This window comes from Candidatus Tisiphia endosymbiont of Nedyus quadrimaculatus, assembly GCF_964059235.1.
GTDB lineage: Bacteria > Pseudomonadota > Alphaproteobacteria > Rickettsiales > Rickettsiaceae > Tisiphia.
Window position 1 is genome coordinate 49,982 of the sequence record NZ_OZ060452.1, and the last position, 20,143, is coordinate 70,124.

Below are 20,143 nucleotides of genomic sequence, written 5' to 3' on the forward strand. Positions count from 1 at the left end.
TATATTATAAAAGGCTTAGTCCATGCTGGTTTATCGGCGGGGATTTGTGCTTTGGATACCATAATGGACTAATGGTTCATGTGTTTGGAAAATTATCCTCGGCTTTCTTTTTGCTATCTCAAAAATTTAGCTCTTAATTGGCATTAAAACGAAGTAAAGATAGGGAAATATCGACTATAGGCATAGAAATGAGGATTTTGGAAGTTATTCTTTTGATAAACTAATTCATTTCCATCTAGATCCACAATATTTCCACCACTAGCTTTAATTAACGCATGCCCCGCTGCAATATCCCATTCCATAGTTGGGCCAAACTTGGGATAAATATCCGCCTTTCCTTCTGCTACTAAACATAATTTAATTGAACTTGGTATAGTAACTATTTCAGTAATTAGATGTTTCTTTAGGAACTGCTTGGTATCTGCATTTGACGTATGTGAGCTAACAACAGCCCTATAATGACTTTTAGGTAGGGCATCAAAGCTTGTTTCTACGCCATTTTTTCAATTCTTAAAGCATTATTAGCATCTGTCTAATGTAATTTTTGCACGGATGGTTGATAGATAAAACCAATGATAGGCATACCATTTTTTATCAATGCAATATTTACTGTATACGTATCCTCACCTTTTATATAACTTTTTGTACCATCAATCGGATCAATCAACCAAAATTGATTGCCATTCAAAGCAATTATATCTCTTTCTTCACAAATTACAGGAATATTAGGTGCTAGGTCCTTTAAACCATTATATATAAAGCTACTAATTTCCTTATCAGCATTTGTCACGGGAGAATTATCATCTTTATAAGAAACTATTAACCCTAAATCTCTTCTAATTAGAGCAATCCCACCAGCTTCAGTAATTAAATTTTTTAAAGACTTAATTAAATTAAGCATCATTTATTATTCATCATTTGCTATTTGTTATAAATTGTTTAGCATCATCATCTTCTAACCACTTTCCTGTTTTTAATAATATTTCCTGTTGAAATTTCACTATATCCTCCTGTGGAGTGCCTTGTAATTCTGTAACGGCTAAATATTCTACCCCATAACAATCTAGATCAATTGTTCTTAGAAAATTATCTATGTTATCTAATTCACTTTTTTTATTCTCAAAGATTATAATGTTATTAGGTAAAATATTTGTGATACTCATAAACTCACGTAGTGCCTGAGCTTTATTTAGATAGTCAGTAAATATTATACCTTTATGAAAAATTGGTGACCTTTTATCAGTTTCATCAAATTTTAATATTTCTTTATTATTAACTTTATCAGTAAATTTAATACCGAGGCTACTTAGCTGCTCATATTGCCATTCCTCATAATTTTTAATCAGTCTACATGCTGGGTTAATTTTAGTAAACCCAAAAACCAAAGCCCCTGAACTTTTCAGTTTATCGATAAATTTTGGCCAACTAGCTTCTACTAACATAACTTGTCTTTGCAATAGCAACTTAGCAATTATCTCATCCATATTAGAATGATATTTTGCCAAACTTGCCAGCTCTTCAACAAACCCTCTATAAGGATTAGCATAACGAAACATCTTAGACTTAGGCGTAACTATTGTATCATCAATATTGATTAGCACTAAGCTATATGCATCAATTTTTTCAAGTAAATTTTTTACCGTAACAGAATCTATAGAATAAGTGGGAATAATTATTGCATAACTTGTATATGGTAACATGATTAAAATTAACAATAATTTTAATAAAAAGTTATTTTTTATTATCATACGGATTTACACTCTCTTGATTCTTAACTTTGATTTTGCCATTGCTTCTTTTTACTGCATTTACCTTATTAACCAATTCATTAAGTGATTTTTTTAAATCACGAGAATTGAATAGTGATTCTTTTTGGTCAGATAATTTATAATTATAACCAATAAACATCACATTATCGTCATAATTTCTTAGTTGACTTTCCATTGCGGTCAACTCATTGGAATTTCCATCAACCATTATTAAAACTTTTGGCATAAACTTCACTTCTATTAAAAAATTTAATATCAACTGAAATGAAGCATTATTATTACTACTCAATATACCCTGATAAAACGTCGGATAAGTATTATCAAAAGGCTTCATATCATTAAAAATAAGATAATTATGTTGTGGGAAACTATTGGACAAATCAATATTAAATTTCTTTAAATACTCAGCCTCCCATATTTCTAGCTTCTTTATATTGTTAAAGTTACCAGTTAAACCATGATCACTCACAATTACGGGGCTACCTTTATCCATTATATTCTTTATAAAATTAGGCAAATTGACATCTAATAACTCATTTTTATACTCTGTAAGCAGTATTGTATCAAAATAAGTATCCTTTGATGGTCTAACTGATTTGAATATTTCCTGTAGCTTAGATAATTCATTTTTATTCAATTGGATAATTGGGGGGAAAAATGATTTGAATATAACTTTTTCTCTACCCAAAACCATTAAGATATCTTTAGGGGAATAATTATTGCATAATTCTTCATAGTCCTTATTTATTTGGTCTAAACTATCAGTATCAACAATCTTACCATTTGCTATTAAAGGCAATAGTAATATTATGTAAGCAATGAGTGTATATGTTTTAAATTTAATCCTTCTAATTAGCATAGAAATTGCCCTTATTTTTTGTTTATAGCAAAAGTAGTTGCCCTACATTTTTTGTGTAATCGCACCTACAGACACCACAATCGTCATTGCGAGGAGCTGCGACAGCAGCGACGTGGCAATCTTTATGCAGTATTACGCCTTACTTCAGTAGATCGCCACGGCACCTAAAGGTGCCTCGCGATGACGATTATACAAAAAATGTAGGGTACTATGGTCTAGCATGCTCACCATTCATTTTCAAATCCAATTCTTCAAATCATTTGAGTATATATTCATTTAGAATTCTCTTGATATTATTGAGCATGGTAAGTTCATTTTTCTTTCTAGTAAATACATAATATATTATTTTACTTATAGTGGTGCGTTTTTTAACTTGCATAACCAACTCTTGTTGAACGATTGTTCGAATTGTAGTTAGATTACCATTCATTAAAAATTGTGATAAAAGTTGAAGCTGTTCAACGCTAAAATTTGTTAGTAATATTCTAATAATTATCGTAACATAACCTGAAGGAGTTGTTGTACTAGTTCTCCTGACATGTTTTTTAAAACTTAAACTAGATGTTTTATTTAAATATTTGTCACTAAAAATTTCTACAAAATTTATTTCACATAATTGTTTTTTTACTTCTAACCTTTCTTGTTCAATTAGTCTTAACGTTTTAACTGAAGTAACATTGCTATTTATCTTATAATCAGCTGCGATTTTACATGTTATTATCTGTTGTACAAACTCTGCATAATTTAGCTCTTTTTTTAATAATGAAGTAATATTTTTAAATAGCAACTGATACCTAGTTTTTAAAGCATTTTTAGTAAAACTATCTAAAGAAGCATATCGTTTGATAATTTTAACTTCAAGTTTTGCAGAAAATTTAGACTCAATAGAAGAAATCATTAAAGAAATAGTATGACCACTTTGGATATTTTGAGTTAACCTTTTTCTAATCTGAGCTAGTATATAATTCAGATCAGAATCTTCTGTTATATTGAGTATCCTGATAGCATCTATATGCTTTGTAATATTAATTAAAATTTCATGCATTAAGACATTTTGCTTGAGTAAAAATCTTTCTATTATAGCGAACTCTGCATTTTCTATCTGATGTGTTATTGCATTATAATTTTCAAATAATACTGAAAGCTCATACCCTGAATTATTAAGTTTACTGAAACTCTTCCTAAATTTTGACTCATCATGTATTCTTAGCAAAATATGGTTTATAGTCTGAGATTTAATACATAAATCTTTTAGCCTATTATATAAGCAAATTAACTTAGCATTGGTTAACTCCATCAATACATTGTGATCATCTATTAAAAAATTAGTAATTTTTTTAAAAATGTATCTGTAATCTATTGTGTTCTCTTCTTTCAGTGTTAATAATAGACTTCCTGCATAAATCAATCTAGTTGGTGATTTTGTCGTCGAAACTCGCCTTCGCTCCTCACGTACGTCTGTGTACGCTGCGGTGCTCGGCTTCGTTTCTTCTAAAAATCCCTCAACTATTTTTGACTTATGCAGGAAGTCTAATATATTGGCATGAAATAACAATGGAACAGATTCTTTCTTTATGTCAATGGTAGAATCAATTTGCCATAATTCTTTAATGAGCAACAATTGATCTAAAAGTAGATTTTGTTGCTCAAGCGATAAATTATCTAAATTCAAAACAATTGCAGTCGCCTGTAGATTATTTATAACATCTTGATTTTTAACATCTTCAGTTATTAATATACAACAATGCTGTACAAAGTTTCTAGCTAAATCCATTACTGGTTTTAGTGCCTTATTATTTTCTTCATGATATAAAGTGGAAGAACTTTTTAAGCAATCAACCAGTTGATTAAGAGAAGTAACAAAATTTGTTACCTCTTCCATTTGATATTTTTGTTGCTTTAACGCCTCAATAGAGAGAGGTCCGTAATGCTCAAGAATAGAAAGCAAGTTCTTTTGACTATCTAGACTAAGATAATCAAGCAAGTCACTATTCTGTTGTAGAATCTTTATAATATTAAAAGTACGCAAAGACCTTTTTAAAGTACTAGGATACTTGTAAGACAGGATGCATTCAGAGCTTAAAGAGACAAAACAGCCTTTTAATCTTTCTGCATACTTACTAATAACCTTAGTATTAAAATCTTTCATAATTAATTTTCTTATCGTGTTATTCAGTATCTAGGGAGGAGAATCAATTAACTAATCGGAACATAAATTATACGGATGTATACCAATTTCATGCTTCCATCAAGCATTATATCAGTATCATCATGGTATCCAAATATATTTCTCACTTCTTGGGGTTTTTCGGGTTAGCTATATAAAAACCCACATTACTTGAAAGTTATGCGGTGGTTCAAATCATTATAACAATATTTTTATTTTAACTAATAGTATTTTTGCATTTATTAGAAAAAATATTTATAGTATACAAATTAGTTATTTTGTTACGAAAAGTAAAATTTTTATTGCTTAAACACCAGTAAAACCTTATTTTTATAAGGACTTCTCATAAGAAATATAAAATCCTGAAGAGTAAAGTATTTAATTTAACTTAAAACTATATCCAAACTTATGCATAATATCCTTATCATTATAATTTCATTATTGTTAATATCATGTTCGGAAGAAAGTGATAAATCTAATAATAAAAACGAGCAACCTGATAATAAGGCTGAAGTGACTCAGGAAAAAACTCCACAAGAAGAAAATAATGACAACCTTGCCAATGATAAATGGAACACAATAGTAAATCCTCAAGACAGTCCGGCTTCAACTAATACGGAAGAACCTCTAGATACGGTAGAGGATTCTGCTACTAACTCTACTGATATAAGTGATGTTAGCTTGAAACAGATGCCTTATAAACCAACTTTCAATGTTAGCCAAAACGATATAGTTCTTGGTAATATTAAGGCAACTGTAGTGGTAGTTGAGTATTTTTCTCCAACTTGCCCACATTGTGCTTATTATCATGAAAAAATTCTACCTGAACTTAAAAAGAAGTATATTGATACCAATAAAATTGCTTATATAATTCGTGAATTTATCGGTAATAAGCAAGATTTAGATGCAGCAATTTTAGCACGTTGTCCAAATGATCTAGATAGTTTTCTTAAATTCCAAAGTGTAATACTAGCACAACAAGATAAATGGGGCAGTAGTAATAGATATCGTGAGTTACTAACAAATATAGCTCAAATTGGTGGAGTATCCGCAGAAACTTATGCTAAATGTCTTAGTAATAATCAAATTGTTGAAACATTACTTGCCAATACTAACCTTGCTGCTAGTTCACAAAGTTTTGTTGGTACACCCGCATTTTTTGTTAATGGCATACTAACAAATGGATATACTTTAGAAATCCTTTCTAGGGTAATTGATAAAACGTTAGAAAACTCTAGTATCAAATCCGAAAATTAATATATACTCAAATGATTTGAAGAATTGGGACAATAAACAAGGGGTGAGCAAACGGAGCGTAGCTGATACCATAGTACCCTACATTTTTCTATAATCGTCATCGCGAGGCATCTTTAGATGCCGTGGCGATCTAGGTAAACAGCGAAGCTGTTTTTTCTAGTACACTTCGTGTATCTTGGATTGCCGCGTCGCCGCTTTCAGCGACTCTTCGCAATGACGTATAGGGAAGCTGTATTTACTAACTTTCGACAGTTATGGCTGAATATCCCGTAAGTATTTGCGAAACCAATTCTTCAAAGCAGAAGAGTATACACTTACTTAATCTCAAATATCGATATAACAAGTTAATACTAGGTTCAGTATCATCCCTGTTAAAGGTGATGTCACCCCTACTCAGCCATTATGTCATCCCAGCGAAAGCTGGGATCTAAAAAAGTAGCCTAGAAGGATGTTATACCATTTCCCATTATTAACTACGCTAATACTACAGTTGTAGTTAATACCCAGAGCTGTCATTCCCGCGTAGGCGGGAATCTAAAAAAATAGCCTAAAAGACTATTAAACATTATTAGATCCCAGCTTTCGCTGGGATGACATCGTTTTTGGCTAAGAACATTAACATATAGCTACCCTCTAGCGATATCATTTCTCTTTAAATGCTCTAAACATCGTATCAGTAATAGGATCAAGTAAATATTTCAGGAGAGTCCTTGTACCAGTGACAATTTGAACTTCCGCTTGCATACCAGGATGTAACTCTAATTTTTTAGCTTTTGCAATCTTATTAAACTCATCCATATCAATCTCAATTCTAGCGATATAATAAGTGGTAGGATCTTGACTTGGAGCATTTCTGTCTTGTACAATATCAGGAGATATTTTAACAACTTTGCCAGTAAATAACGGCGTTGTTCTAGATTTAAAAGCACTGAAACGAATTTTTGCTATCAAGCCTTCATGCACTGAATCTATATTCTTGCTTGGAACTTTTGCTTCTATTATCAAACTATCATCAGTTGGAGAAATCTCTAGAATCGGATAACTTGGTGAAATCACCTGTCCTATTGTATGATAGTTCAATACATTTATAATACCATCAACTGGTGATTTAATAACCACTCTATTTAAAGAGTCCTGATGTGCATTAAATGCCTCTTTAAAACGAGCTACTAGCTCTTGTGTCTCTTTTAGTTCAGTCAGAGTTTTCTCTGTATATTTATTTTGTAAGCTAATAATGCTAATCTCACACTCTGTAATCGAATGTTTAATAGATGCAATTTCAGCTTCTGTCATAGCTATGTCACTTTTGTACTGTGCTTCTTTAGCTTCGAATTCCAATAAAGCGGCTTTATTAGCAAAACCTTTTTCATGCAATGTATGCATTGCCTTTAAACGATCCTTAACAACCTCTAGAGTTTTTATATTTGCAACTTTTTTAGCCTGCGTACCTTCGATTTTTTTATTTAATTGCTCGATCCTTTGATGTAAGGCATTTTTTTCACTTTTATATACTTCTTTTTTAGACTGAAATAAACTTTCTTGGGTATGTATAATCCTTGCTATTTCAGGTAAATTATCTTTGGTTAATAATTCTGGAAATTCAATCTGAGCTTGATTATCTCTCTCGGCAATTAAACGACTTTCCGTTGCTAAAGCATGTCTATATTGGCTTAAATTACTTTCATATGCTGACTTAATTTTTGTATCTTCTAGCTCTATTAATTTATCACCTTCTTTAACTTGATCACCTTGTTTAACAAAAATATTAGCTATAATCCCACCTTCTTGGTGATTAATTGTCTTCTTATTACCACTCGTTATAACAACACCCAGTGCTGTAGCAGCACTATCAAGAGGAGCAAAACTGCCCCATACTCCTCCAACTAATACAAAAAAGATTATTACATATACCCCAAAAAGAATGGGGGATCTAGCAATTTGCACTACATCATTGCGATCAACATCATTATTTTTAGTAACAAAATTGACGAAACGATCAAGATAATATAATGTATTTTTAATGGCATTAGAAATCTTTACTATTACCTTTTGTGATACAATAGCTCCCTTTGTTTTTTTCGTGTGTGTTAAATCATTTTGTAGCGACAAAAGCTGTTTAAGTTGCTCCGCTGTAAATGCCGGCTTATTGTTCTTTTCTTCCATATTTAAAACTTATTCATTAATGTGGATTACACCACTTTGTAACAGTTTAACTCGATTTTGCATTTCTTCTTGAGTGCCATAAAGAGCTACCGCCCCATCTTGTAATACCAAAATCTTATCTACCACCGATAATACAGAAGGTCTATGAGAGATAACAACTACAGCAATACCCCTAGATTTTGCTTGCTTTAAGCAATTTGATAGGGCTATTTCACCCGCTTCGTCAAGATTTGCATTAGGTTCGTCTAAAATAAGCAGTTTAGGATTACCATAAAATGCTCTAGCAAGACCAACACGTTGTTTTTGTCCGCCAGAAAGATTAGAACCTGCTGTTCCAATATCTGAATCATAACCATCAGGTAATCTTAAGATCATTTCATGAGCTCCAGCAATTTTAGCTGCCTCAATTACTTTTTCCGGATCAGCATTTTCAGTCATCCTAGCTATATTCTGCTTTATACTACCACTAAATAACTCTATTCCTTGCGGCAAATACCCTACATGTTTGCCAAAGTCTTCCCTGTTCCAACGGTAAATTTCTCCACTATCAAGCCTAACAGTCCCTGACGATGCTTTCCATACCCCAACTAAAACTTTTGCTAAAGTTGACTTACCTGCTGCAGAAGGTCCTATAATTGCTAATATTTCACCAGGCTGCACCGCAAAGGATACTCCCTTTAAAATATATCTTGGTATTGGTGGTTGTGGTATATGTGGAGGAATTGGTATCGAATAATAAATATTTTCCACAGTTAAATGTCCTTCGACATTTGGAATTGGCATTGCTTCTTCTCTTGATTTATACGAAGCAAATAATTGATTGATATTTTTATAAGATTTTATAGCCCCGCTCATACTTTTCCATAACTCAATAGCGTTATCAAAAGGGGCTAAAGCTCTACCAACTATAATGGAACTCATAATCATACCACCAGTAGTCATATCTCTTCCTGAAGTATGAACAACAACATAAGCACCAATACCAGTTACCAGCATTTGCATAACATTACGGATAAATCTTGAAAAATTAGAAATAGCACCATTACGGTAGCTAGCAATTGATTGCTTCTCCAAAGAAGCAATATTAAATTGATGCCAATTTGCCGTAACATTTTTCATCATGCCCATAGCTTCTACAACTTCTGAATTTCTATTGGCGATGTCAGCTTGCGTCATACCCTTTATAGAAAATTCAGTAGCTTCACCGAGAGTTTTATTAGTTGCAGCTGCATTAAAGAAAGCCGTAGATACAATAATAATAGCCCCAACTAATGTAAGGATTCCAATATATGGATGAATTAAGAAAATTACTATTATGTAGACAATACTCCAAGGAGCATCAAATAAAGTATTAATACCAGTGCTAGTTAGAAAGGTTTTTACTGTTTGAAAATCACGAAGTAACTGACTAGCACCCATATTAGTACGAGTTGCAGAGGCTGAAATAGAGTGACCAAAAATTACAGGAGCAATTGTTTTATCCAACCATTCACCAACTTTAATTAGGGTGAATGATCTAGCAACTTGCAATAACCCATAAATAAAATAGATCGTACCAATAATAATAGACAACCACATTAATGTAAATAAGTTACCACTTCCTATAACCCGATCAAGAACTTGCAAGGAATAAAGAGGCGTTATCAACATTAACAAGTTAATAACAAACGCAAAACTAAAAACTATCCAAAATGCAATTTTGCACTTCTCAAGAGCGGTAGTTAGGGGATTTATTACTTGAGATACTAATGCACTATTATTTCTCATATTACCATTGTTATATTATATTTTTCTGAATTATAATCTATATCATCTAACACAAATTAAATTATCCTGTCCTGATAATAGTAGTTATCCGAACCTGACGGCTTCCCAGCTCTATTATATTTTTTTACTGCTGATTAGTAAAAATTATACTATTTGTAATATTTTTATTGAACTCTACACTATACGCAAAATAAATAATATGGCAACCTCTTTATTAGACTTAGAGCCTAAAAGTAATATAAATAACCTAATTAACCTGAATTCGATGTAACTTGTTAAATCGAATTCAGGTTAATTAATTACTTTTTCGATAAATATCCTTTTATCAATTCCTCAGCGATTTGCACAGCGTTTAAAGCTGCTCCTTTACGTAAATTATCTGCTGTAATCCATAAATTAATGGTATTTTTTTGACTATGATCATTTCTAATTCGTGAAACATAAACAAAATCTTTACCAACAACATCTATGGGAGGAACATATTGTGTTTTATCCAAATGAGAATTAACTACAATAGAGTCTGATTCTTTTAGTATTTCTTCTATTTCTTTAGCATCTATCTTTCCACTAAACTCAACATTAACTGAAATAGAATGACCAACAAACACCGGCACTCTCACGCAAGTTACACTAGATTTAGCATGTGATCCTATAATTTTTTCTAATTCCAAGGAAATCTTAGATTCTTCACTAGTAGAACCATCTTCATTAAAACTACCTATATAAGGAAATAAATTAAAAGCTATTTGCCTAGGAAAAATTTTAGGAGTGATGTCACTAAAAACATATTTTGCCTTAGTTTGCTCGTAAAGTTCATCCATTCCTCTTTTCCCTGCTCCTGAAACCGACTGATAAGTCGATATCACCATTCTCTTAATCTTTACTGCATTATCCAAAGGCTTTAATACAGTAGCTATAGGAGCAGTACAACAATTCGGATTAGCTATAATATTTTTAATAGTATAATCTTTTAGGCTCGCTAGATTGGCTTCTGGAACTATCAAAGGAACATCAGAATCAAGCCTGAAAAATGACGATTTATCGATAACTATGCAACCTTGCTCGACAACTTTGGGTATATATTTCATTGATATTTCTGATCCAGCTGCAAAAAAAGCAATATCTATTTTACTAAAATCTACACTATCTATATCAAATATTTTTATACTATCTTCCCCAAAACTAACCTCTTTACCTTTAGATTCACTCGATGCTACAGCATAGAGTTTATTAATTGGAAAACACCTCTCAAACAAAATCTCTAAAGTCTCACGTCCAACATTACCCGACGCACCAATTACCGCAATATTATATTGTTTTGTCATCTACATTTATCTTTTTATCATTCTTATATATCTGTTAGTATATGTCATTCCCTAATTTTTAACCTATAGTTAATTCAGTTGGATTTGCTACTAGGCGTGAGGAGCGAAGCATACATTCAGTACGTGAGCGATCGAACAACGACGTAGCAAACCAAATCAATTGACTATATCAGCTTAGAAATAGTTCTCCCCCCTATAATATGGAAATGAAAATGGAACACACTCTGTCCAGACTTTACCCCTTTATTAGTAATCAAACGATAGCCATCTTGATCTAAACCAACTAGCGAGGCAATATAGGATAGTTTGGTGAAATAATCTTTAATTTCATCGCTAGAAGCTTTAAGGATAAAATCACTATAGTCAATATACTCCTTTTTTGGTATAATTATTATATGTATAGGTGCTACAGGATTTATATCATTAAATGCTATTAAATTATCATCTTCATATATTATCTCTGCTGGAATATCTTTACCAATAATTTTTACAAAAACATTATTCTTGTCATACATATTATACTCTCATTTATATTATCTACTCCCAAATACTATTAGCAACACAGATGTTGGTAATAGTTGACCTCAAGTATTGATGTAATAAATTAATAGTAAGCTCAAGTAATCACCACCATCAGGGGTGATGTCACCCCTGTTGCCATTATGTCATCCCAGCGAAAGCTGGGATCTAAAATGTTTAAAGCACCTTCTTTGTCTATTTCTTTAGATACCAGCTTTCGCTGGGATGACACCCTAGGCTATTAAATTGATGTCTTATATCAAACTGAGATTACTATAACACATTTTTTTCATCCACTAAGCGTTCTAAAAATTTTAATTCAGCTTCTATCTCAGATTTTGCTAATATTATGTCTGTAAGCTGGTATTTCTTTTTTTGCAAATCATATTCTCTCATATCATCGCTGAAAAAACCGAATATTAACATAATGGCGAATTGACTTACAGAAATAAAATTAGTACAACCTAAATTTGATATAATAATACTTAATATCAAAGTAATTATTAGTGGTAACCACATTCTATGATAGAATGCCCAAAACACGCTTAAAAACGCAGCAAATAATGAAAAACCTTGCTTGATAAGAATAAAATCGTTATCCTTTTTTTGAGGATTAACATATATTGAATAAATATTCATAGGAAAGTCTTGTAATTACGATATTAAATGATTACTTAAATACCATAATAATAAACAAATAGCCAAACATCAATATTTAAAAGATTCTTTATGTCAGATAACTCGCCCGGCCCTGTCACATTACACGGGACTACTATACTTTGTTTAAGAAAAGGGGGGAATGTTGTAATCGCAGCGGATGGTCAGGTCTCCCATGGTAATACAATTTTAAAATCTACAGCAAAAAAATTAAGAGTCATGTTCAATAATAGTATTATTGCTGGCTTCGCTGGATCTACTGCAGATGCTCTAACTTTATTTGAAAAATTAGAATTAAAGTTGGAGAAATATTCGTATCAGTTACTGAGAAGTGCTGTAGAACTGGCAAAAGATTGGCGTAGCGATAAATATTTACGTAAACTTGAAGCAATGATGATCGTTGCAGATCAAAAAAATATATTAATTTTAACTGGTAATGGCGATGTAGTTGAACCTGATGGTGATGCTGCTGCCATTGGCTCTGGTGGATTATATGCACTGTCTGCTGCTAGAGGTTTAATGTCTTTTGACAATGACCTAACTGCAGAAGAGATTGCTTTAAAATCAATGAATATTGCAGCTGATATCTGTGTTTTCTCTAATCATAATATTATTCTAGAAAAAGTTAAAGTAGAAAAAGTTAAAGTTATATGAGTATTAATCTTAAAAAAAAATCTATGGGATTAACTCCCGCTAAAATCGTAGCTGAACTTGATAGATTCATTGTTGGGCAATATAAAGCTAAAAAAGCTGTTGCGATAGCGTTGCGGAATCGCTGCAGACGTAGGAATGTAGACGAACCACTTCGTCAAGAAATCGTGCCGAAAAATATTTTAATGATAGGACCAACTGGCGTAGGTAAGACTGAAATCGCTAGGCGGCTTGCTAAGCTTAGCGGCTCACCATTTCTTAAAGTAGAAGCAACAAAATTCACTGAAGTAGGATATGTTGGACGAGATGTTGAGTCAATAATACGAGACTTAGTGGAAATAGCTGTTAACACACAAAAAGCTAATGCTAAAAAAGCAGTGATTGCTAATGCAAATTTAAAAACTGTAGAAAGGATTTTGGATGCTTTAGTCGGCAAATCAGCATCAACTGAAACTAGAGAAAAATTCTGTCGCAAGCTTGAAAAAGGTGAACTTGACAATACTGAAATTGAAATAAATATAACAGATTCAGGGGGCTTATTTGGTAGTAGTAATTTTGAAATTCCTGGTATGCCAGGAGCGGCCATGGGCGTCTTAAATATTTCTGATATGATCGGCAAAGCTATCGGTACTAATAAAACAAAAACTAAGAAAATGCTGGTTAAAGATGCTCTTTTAATTATTTCTGCTGAAGAGTCAGAAAAATTGATCGATCAAGAAAAAATTACTCAAGATGCCTTAGTGCTAGTACAAAATGATGGTATAGTATTTTTGGATGAAATAGATAAAATCACCTCAAGATCTGAGGGAAAAAGTTCAGAAATTAGTAGAGAAGGAGTGCAGAGAGATTTATTGCCTATTATTGAGGGTACAACAGTTAATACAAAACATGGTCCTATAGAAACTGCTCATATATTATTTATAGCATCAGGTGCTTTTCATTTATCAAAACCATCTGATTTATTACCTGAATTGCAAGGAAGGCTACCTATTAGAGTAGAGTTAAGCTCACTCACTAAGGACGATATGATAAAAATTTTAATTGAACCAGAATCAAGTTTAATAAAACAATATTCAGCCTTAATCGCAACCGAAGGGGTAAAATTAAAATTTACTGATAATGCAATAGATAAAATTGCTACTTATGCAGCAAATGTTAATTTAGAAGTTGAAGATATTGGAGCAAGAAGATTACATACTATTCTAGAAAATTTATTGGAGGAGATAAGCTTCAATGCAAGTGATACGAAAGAAAAAGAGATAGTTATTGACGAACATTTTGTCGACCAGCAATTATCAAAAATTATCAAAAATCTTGATCTAGTAAAATTTATTTTATAGAAATGATAGTTCACCTTGGTAGTTTAACTTTTAGCGGTATAGATATTATCGATGTTGATGTGCAAGTACAGATATCACCAGGGATACCTAATTTTACTATAGTAGGACTTGCTGATAAAACTATTGGCGAGTCTAAAGAACGAGTTAGAGCAGCACTTTCTTCAATAGGTCTTGCCTTGCCTGCTCAAAAAATACTGATAAATTTAGCTCCAGCTGATTTGGTTAAAGAAGGTAGTCATTTTGACCTTGCTATTGCTTGTGCTATACTTAGCAGCATGAAAATTTTGCCAGCTGAGGAAATACAAGAATATCTAGTAATAGGAGAATTATCTCTAGATGGTTCTATTCTGCCTGTCAGCGGGGCTTTACCTGCTGCTATTGGAGCTTTGGCTAGAAATAAAGGGCTAATTTGTTCAAAATCTAATGGTCAGGAAGCTGCATGGTCTGGCAATAATAATATTTTAGTAGCAGGAAATTTAATAGAGTTAGTTAACCATTTTAAAGGCTCACAAATATTATCATCACCTGAATTAGAAATTGACACTACTATAATAAATTACCCTGACTTTAAAGATATCAAAGGACAGAAAGTAGCCAAGCGAGCTTTAGAAATAGCGGCCTCTGGTGGTCACAATCTATTAATGCTTGGTCCACCTGGTACTGGCAAATCTATGTTGGCACAATGTATACCTGGTATATTACCCAAAATGCGACCCGAAGAAATATTGGAGTGCAGTACTATAGCAAGCGTTGCAGGCAAGCTAGCAAACGGGAAACTATCAAGAGCTAGACCTTTTCGTACCCCCCATCACTCATGCTCGATAGCAGCGATGGTCGGCGGTGGAGTCGGTAAAAGAGTAAAACCTGGAGAGATCTCGTTAGCACATAACGGAGTGTTGTTTTTAGACGAATTACCAGAATTTCCACCTAACGTTATCGAATCTTTAAGGCAGCCAATTGAAACCGGAGAAATACTAATTGCTAGAGCAAATTCGCATATAAAATATCCGGCCAACTTTCAGCTAATAGCAGCAATGAATCCTTGTAAATGTGGTTATTTAAGCGATCCTCATAAAGCATGTTCTAAATCTCCAAAATGTGGGAGTGATTATCAGATGCGAATTTCCGGCCCTATCATGGATCGATTTGATCTACATATAGAGGTAGGATCTATCGACTCATATAACTATAATTTAATAGAAGATGATACAGAAGAAGAATCAGGGCAGATAGCACACAGGGTCGAAATGGCTCGTAATATTCAACAAACTAGATATGAAGGATATAATATTAAAACAAATAACCGTTTGGACGGGCAGTTGCTGATCGAATATGCATTACCAGTGGATGATGGTAAGGATTTACTTAATGAAGCCGCGACAAAATTTCGTATATCCATGCGTGCCTATAACCGTATCTTACGGGTTGCAAGAACCATAGCAGATCTAGACGCTTCTTCCAACGTCCACAAGATACACATTGCTGAAGCACTAAACTATAGAAGAATGGGGAATAGCTTTTGAATTAACCATTAGTTGCACTTCTGTATACTGCTATGATTTCAAGAGTTGATAGACGATAGTATAACTTCAAGAAGAGCTAGCAGTAGCAAAGTCGAGCGGCGTAGCGTATATGAGTAACGGAGCAGCCTCGATCTTTAGCGTGGCAACGCCAATTCTTGAGGTTCTACCTGAATATAAGATGAAAGTGCGACATGAAAAGTCGATTAAAGTAATTGAGTAATGGAGGAGAGCAAATGCTTAATTCTAATTAATCCTGACGTTCTTCCGTCAGATCCTATCATATCTAGCGTCCTTGGTAACTTTGCAATTTTTACCTTTTTCCTAAAAATACCATCTGATCTAAAGCGTTTCTAAAGTAACAAATTTTAAATCCATATAACAACTCTATCGCTTTTAAAAACAGCCTTATGTTGTCCTTTCAACCAATAAACTAATTTCTTTAGCCCAATCTACCTATTTTGCTGAGCTATTTGGTGTTGATATATTTTGGCTTGTTTGCTCTTTTAGTAGTCTACTTTTTTCTTCTATTGAATTAAGAAAGAAATAAGTGAAGGTTAGGAAACCAACTAAAAGCGGTATAAATACAAAGAGAATTGCTTTTAGTTTTCTAGCTGATTCTTCACGATCCAGTCGTTTTTCTCTTTCTTCTTCTGTTTCAACAAATTTATTATTGGTATTTCTGCCAGTATCTAAATTATCTTTTGACATTTCTATAATCTAAGAATCTCATTAGTTGCATAGTAGCATAATATTATTATCTTGCAAAATGTTTTCTACATTTCTTTTATTTATCCTAAAAAGCTGATAATAATTGCTAAATCAATGTCACAGTGCATAATATTGCATAATTAAGCAGTTTTTAGCTTTTTAACTTCTGCTGTTTAATTTGGTCTTCACTTTTTACTAGAGTCGCCAAATCCGCTACCCACTCAAATTTACGCAATTCTTTCATAATCGGTATTACAAACTTAATATAGTTTTATTATAAATTGAAATATTATTATTGTTTTTCTAACAAAAATTCTATATAATTTGTAGTAATTTTACTGAGACTTAAGGCTAGGTGAACATAAAGGAAGCAACTGTCTGTTTATATAACAATAAAATTAAAAAATATTGCATCTTTTTTAAAAATAGATAAAAATCCTTGGTAATAATTTATATTTTAGTTTAATCTATAAATTGAATATAAAAATATTATGGTTTTTTATGGAAGAAGAAGAGATTAATTATTGGGACAACTCACAGTATGAATCTTGTCAATATGCTACTAGGTTACTGAGCAAATTACGTAAGATAAATGAGGAAGTAAACCGACCAATAGATATTGATGAGGTTAGAAAGGCTATTTATTACGCCAAAAAATATCATGGCAGCCAAATGCGGCAATCAGGAGAGCCTTATTACTCTCATCCAATAGAGGTAGCATATATGATTTCTGATTATCTTTTTCGCACTGACATTATTGTTACCAGCATACTACATGATACCATCGAAGATACAAAACTTACCGAAAAAATGATTGCCTATATCTTTGGGGAGAAGGTTGCTAGTCAAGTAGAAGCTTTGACTAGGGTAAAGCCTTATGGAAAGATTAGCTCGGCGGAAACATTAGATATATTACTTCAACAAGAAAAATATGATGTGGCATTGATTAAAATTTTTGACCGGATTCACAACTTGCAAACTCTAAAGGCTAAATCTCCGGAGAAAGTGAGGAAAATTATACAAGAAAGTATGAGGGCATTTATAATAATCAGTATGCACCTAGAAATACCGCAACTAACAGAAGAATTACTGCAGTTATGTTATCAACATTTACCACCTATAAATACAAAATCTTTGTCGCAGGATCTACATCAAAAATCTTTTAAGGATACATCATTTTCTTCAACCTTTCAAAATGAAATAGCCCAAATGCGAATCCTAGACTGATTAAACAAAATAGGATGAGCAACCCCCAATGACCAAAATATTCAGTTAGATATATTGACCCAAAGGATACAATGACATACATAAAAGCACGTGATAGGGCATATGTGAGAGTGGCACAGGTAAAACGTTTAAATACAGGAAAGTGCTTATAAAAAATTGGGTTAGCCGGCATATTATCAGACATTAACAAAACAACAAATGCTTGAAGTAGGAAAACATCTAAAGAACTTCTAAGGTTATTTAATAAGTACGGACAACTTAAAAATAGGATAATTAGGGCTACTAATTTCACTCTTAAAATAGCGATGCAGTTTTGATAGGGCTCTGTCCAAAAAACTGTGTAAATTCGAAAAAATAGGTCATTAAATTTTGTTAAGCCTATCCTCAAATTTAATCATCAAATGAGCCATAGCTTCATTCCAGTTTGGAATGGGCATAGTCCATTTTTTGGTCATATAGTCAATTGTCAAATATAAACTTTTAAAAACAGCATTATCATTAGGAAAAACCCGCTTATTATTTGTTACTTTACGCAATTGACTATTGACAGATTCAACTGAATTAGTTGTATAAATTACCTTTCTAATTGACTCAGGATACCCTAGAAAAATCATTAGATTGTCCCAATTATTATACCATGATTTGGCAATTTGTGGATATTGTTTATTCCATTTTTCTTCAAAAGATACTAAAGCTAAATGGGCTTGTTCTTCCGTTACTGCAGTATATATCGGCTTTAAATCGCTAGACAGTTGCTTCCTATCTTTATACGACACATATTTTAAACTATTTCTAATCTGATGTACAATACACAATTGATGTTCTGTTTTTGGATAAACTGCTTCTATTGCCTCAGACATATCAGTAAGATTATCGCTACAGGCAATCAGTATATCTTTTAGCCCTCTATTTTTCATTTCGGTAAAATTACCGAGCCAAAATTTTGCCCCTTCATTTTCACTGATCCATAATCCCAATATATCTTTTTTACCAGATAAATCAATTCCTAATGCAACATATACTGCCTTATTGATTATCCTTTTATCTTGCCTGACTTTTACTACTAAACAATCAAAAAATACTATCGGATATATCTCTTCTAATGGTCGACTCTGCCAAGCTTTAACCTCATCCATTACATCATCAGTAATTTGGCTGATTAAGCCTTCACTTATTTCAACACTGTATAACTCCTGTAACTGAATCTTAATATCAGATATACTCATGCCTTTAGCATATAATGATAGTACTTTATCGTCAAAACCATCAAAACGTTTCTGGCGTTTTGGTAGTATTGCGGGTTCAAAGGTATTATGCCTATCCCTTGGTACTTCTATTTCTACAGCTCCATGTTCGGAGATCAGTTTTTTGCTAGTTATACCATTACGAGCATTATCATTATCTGCACGACTGTATTTATCATAGCCTAGATGATTATTCATTTCTGACTGCAGTGCCTTCTCTATTAAACGTTTGGTCAATTCTTTTAATAAACCTCCTTCTTTCAGTATTGTACTTACATCTGTATCATTATCTATTAATAAATCTACTGCTTGCTTTATTGATTCATTAGTTTTTTTATTCATGTAATTTCCTTTTTTGTTATACTTTTATATATAACCTATTTCGAAATTTACACAGTTTTTTGGACAGAGCCTTTGATAGTCAACATCTCTTTGATCTCAGGCTATATTTTTACCAATATCTCTTTATTCCCTTTCTAATTTGTTTATAGAACCGTGATATTGTTACAACCAAGATTTATTATTTCAATTTTCTGTATTATTTTTTCTTGCTATCGTTCAACCAAGTCATCAATATGTATATGTTATATCTCAATTCGATGTAAAAACATTGGTTTAATAACCTAGGGTGTCATCCCAGCTTTCGTTGGGATGATGTTATTCCAGCGTACTATGTTATCCCTGCGAGGGGTTATGTCATTCCTGCGTAGGCAGGAATCTAAAAAATGACCAATATTAGGTTGTGTTAAGTTATTTTAGACCCCTGCCTACGCAGGGGTGACATCGTAAGATCGTATTAGACCCCTGCTTTCGCAGGAATGACATGTAAGACATTGGTTATTATATAAATAATATAGTAAGGTAAATAAATGATAGGATACCAGCAAGAACAAAGAAGCCTAACGAAAGAACAAAAATCAGCTATTGGATTGCTTTCAATTGGAACATTCCTTGAATATTTTGATTT

Annotated in this window: 15 protein-coding genes and 1 pseudogene; 5 read left to right on the forward strand and 11 right to left on the reverse strand. The window is 32.6% G+C overall.

Features of this window, described 5'->3' with window-relative positions:
• Positions 1-143: 143 nt before the first annotated feature.
• From AB3211_RS00245 to AB3211_RS00260, 4 genes and pseudogenes are all read right to left on the reverse strand, one after another.
• Positions 144-904: pseudogene (locus AB3211_RS00245) on the reverse strand (3'(2'),5'-bisphosphate nucleotidase CysQ).
• A gap of 10 nt (positions 905-914) precedes the next feature.
• A complete protein-coding gene (locus tag AB3211_RS00250) occupies positions 915-1,748 on the reverse strand; it encodes a DUF2608 domain-containing protein (RefSeq protein WP_367364260.1) in 834 nt (277 codons plus the stop codon).
• Entirely contained in the window at positions 1,732-2,628 is an 897-nt protein-coding gene (locus AB3211_RS00255; RefSeq protein WP_367364261.1) for a DUF2608 domain-containing protein, read from the reverse strand. Before AB3211_RS00255 ends, AB3211_RS00250 begins: the two co-directional genes overlap by 17 nt.
• A gap of 256 nt (positions 2,629-2,884) precedes the next feature.
• The gene (locus AB3211_RS00260) at positions 2,885-4,777 is read right to left on the reverse strand and encodes a hypothetical protein (RefSeq protein WP_367364262.1); all 1,893 of its coding nucleotides are present in this window, start codon (positions 4,775-4,777) and stop codon (positions 2,885-2,887) included.
• A gap of 426 nt (positions 4,778-5,203) precedes the next feature.
• On the opposite strand from AB3211_RS00260, the gene AB3211_RS00265 reads away from it, so the two are divergent.
• Positions 5,204-6,052: a DsbA family protein gene (locus AB3211_RS00265; RefSeq protein ID WP_367364263.1), complete on the forward strand. Its 849-nt coding sequence runs from the start codon at positions 5,204-5,206 to the stop codon at positions 6,050-6,052.
• 642 nt (positions 6,053-6,694) lie between these two features.
• Here the strand turns inward: AB3211_RS00265 and AB3211_RS00270 are convergent.
• The 5 genes from AB3211_RS00270 to AB3211_RS00290 form a co-directional block, all read right to left on the reverse strand.
• Entirely contained in the window at positions 6,695-8,215 is a 1,521-nt protein-coding gene (locus AB3211_RS00270) for an HlyD family type I secretion periplasmic adaptor subunit (protein WP_367364264.1), read from the reverse strand.
• A 9-nt stretch (positions 8,216-8,224) separates the two neighbouring features.
• A complete protein-coding gene (locus tag AB3211_RS00275) occupies positions 8,225-9,982 on the reverse strand; it encodes a type I secretion system permease/ATPase (RefSeq protein ID WP_367364265.1) in 1,758 nt (585 codons plus the stop codon).
• A gap of 299 nt (positions 9,983-10,281) precedes the next feature.
• On the reverse strand, positions 10,282-11,307 hold the full coding sequence (gene asd / locus AB3211_RS00280; protein ID WP_367364266.1) for an aspartate-semialdehyde dehydrogenase: 1,026 nt from the start codon (positions 11,305-11,307) through the stop codon (positions 10,282-10,284).
• Positions 11,308-11,471: 164 nt separating this feature from the next.
• Positions 11,472-11,822, reverse strand: coding sequence for an HIT domain-containing protein (locus AB3211_RS00285; RefSeq protein ID WP_367364267.1), 351 nt, complete (start codon positions 11,820-11,822; stop codon positions 11,472-11,474).
• Between the two features lie 277 nt (positions 11,823-12,099).
• Positions 12,100-12,465 carry a DUF2628 domain-containing protein gene (locus AB3211_RS00290; RefSeq protein WP_367364268.1) on the reverse strand — a complete coding sequence of 122 codons (366 nt, stop codon included), beginning with the start codon at positions 12,463-12,465 and terminating at the stop codon, positions 12,100-12,102.
• A gap of 90 nt (positions 12,466-12,555) precedes the next feature.
• On the opposite strand from AB3211_RS00290, the gene hslV reads away from it, so the two are divergent.
• Genes hslV through AB3211_RS00305 form a run of 3 tightly spaced genes read left to right on the forward strand, consistent with a single transcriptional unit; the run spans position 12,556 to position 15,997 of the window.
• Positions 12,556-13,137 carry an ATP-dependent protease subunit HslV gene (gene hslV, locus AB3211_RS00295; protein ID WP_367364269.1) on the forward strand — a complete coding sequence of 194 codons (582 nt, stop codon included), beginning with the start codon at positions 12,556-12,558 and terminating at the stop codon, positions 13,135-13,137.
• The gene (gene hslU / locus AB3211_RS00300) at positions 13,134-14,474 is read left to right on the forward strand and encodes an ATP-dependent protease ATPase subunit HslU (protein ID WP_367364270.1); all 1,341 of its coding nucleotides are present in this window, start codon (positions 13,134-13,136) and stop codon (positions 14,472-14,474) included. Before hslV ends, hslU begins: the two co-directional genes overlap by 4 nt.
• Positions 14,475-14,476: 2 nt before the next feature.
• Complete coding sequence (locus AB3211_RS00305; RefSeq protein ID WP_367364271.1) at positions 14,477-15,997, forward strand: YifB family Mg chelatase-like AAA ATPase; 1,521 nt, start codon at positions 14,477-14,479, stop codon at positions 15,995-15,997.
• A 453-nt stretch (positions 15,998-16,450) separates the two neighbouring features.
• On the opposite strand, the gene AB3211_RS00310 is transcribed toward AB3211_RS00305, so the two are convergent.
• Positions 16,451-16,705 carry a hypothetical protein gene (locus AB3211_RS00310; RefSeq protein WP_367364272.1) on the reverse strand — a complete coding sequence of 85 codons (255 nt, stop codon included), beginning with the start codon at positions 16,703-16,705 and terminating at the stop codon, positions 16,451-16,453.
• A gap of 501 nt (positions 16,706-17,206) precedes the next feature.
• Between AB3211_RS00310 and AB3211_RS00315 the strand changes: the two genes are divergently transcribed.
• On the forward strand, positions 17,207-17,932 hold the full coding sequence (locus AB3211_RS00315; RefSeq protein WP_367364273.1) for an HD domain-containing protein: 726 nt from the start codon (positions 17,207-17,209) through the stop codon (positions 17,930-17,932).
• Between the two features lie 362 nt (positions 17,933-18,294).
• Here AB3211_RS00315 and AB3211_RS00320 read toward each other — a convergent pair whose 3' ends face one another.
• The gene (locus AB3211_RS00320) at positions 18,295-19,518 is read right to left on the reverse strand and encodes an IS256 family transposase (protein ID WP_367364274.1); all 1,224 of its coding nucleotides are present in this window, start codon (positions 19,516-19,518) and stop codon (positions 18,295-18,297) included.
• Positions 19,519-20,143: the final 625 nt, after the last annotated feature.

What these genes read in the sequence shown, in the direction of transcription:
- AB3211_RS00250 (WP_367364260.1), bottom strand. Translation starts at nt 1,748, where the DNA reads ATGATAATAAAAAATAACTTTTTATTAAAATTATTGTTAATTTTAATC.
- AB3211_RS00255 (WP_367364261.1), bottom strand. Translation starts at nt 2,628, where the DNA reads ATGCTAATTAGAAGGATTAAATTTAAAACATATACACTCATTGCTTAC.
- AB3211_RS00260 (WP_367364262.1), bottom strand. Translation starts at nt 4,777, where the DNA reads ATGAAAGATTTTAATACTAAGGTTATTAGTAAGTATGCAGAAAGATTA.
- AB3211_RS00265 (WP_367364263.1), top strand. Translation starts at nt 5,204, where the DNA reads ATGCATAATATCCTTATCATTATAATTTCATTATTGTTAATATCATGT.
- AB3211_RS00270 (WP_367364264.1), bottom strand. Translation starts at nt 8,215, where the DNA reads ATGGAAGAAAAGAACAATAAGCCGGCATTTACAGCGGAGCAACTTAAA.
- AB3211_RS00275 (WP_367364265.1), bottom strand. Translation starts at nt 9,982, where the DNA reads ATGAGAAATAATAGTGCATTAGTATCTCAAGTAATAAATCCCCTAACT.
- asd (WP_367364266.1), bottom strand. Translation starts at nt 11,307, where the DNA reads ATGACAAAACAATATAATATTGCGGTAATTGGTGCGTCGGGTAATGTT.
- AB3211_RS00285 (WP_367364267.1), bottom strand. Translation starts at nt 11,822, where the DNA reads ATGTATGACAAGAATAATGTTTTTGTAAAAATTATTGGTAAAGATATT.
- AB3211_RS00290 (WP_367364268.1), bottom strand. Translation starts at nt 12,465, where the DNA reads ATGAATATTTATTCAATATATGTTAATCCTCAAAAAAAGGATAACGAT.
- hslV (WP_367364269.1), top strand. Translation starts at nt 12,556, where the DNA reads ATGTCAGATAACTCGCCCGGCCCTGTCACATTACACGGGACTACTATA.
- hslU (WP_367364270.1), top strand. Translation starts at nt 13,134, where the DNA reads ATGAGTATTAATCTTAAAAAAAAATCTATGGGATTAACTCCCGCTAAA.
- AB3211_RS00305 (WP_367364271.1), top strand. Translation starts at nt 14,477, where the DNA reads ATGATAGTTCACCTTGGTAGTTTAACTTTTAGCGGTATAGATATTATC.
- AB3211_RS00310 (WP_367364272.1), bottom strand. Translation starts at nt 16,705, where the DNA reads ATGTCAAAAGATAATTTAGATACTGGCAGAAATACCAATAATAAATTT.
- AB3211_RS00315 (WP_367364273.1), top strand. Translation starts at nt 17,207, where the DNA reads ATGGAAGAAGAAGAGATTAATTATTGGGACAACTCACAGTATGAATCT.
- AB3211_RS00320 (WP_367364274.1), bottom strand. Translation starts at nt 19,518, where the DNA reads ATGAATAAAAAAACTAATGAATCAATAAAGCAAGCAGTAGATTTATTA.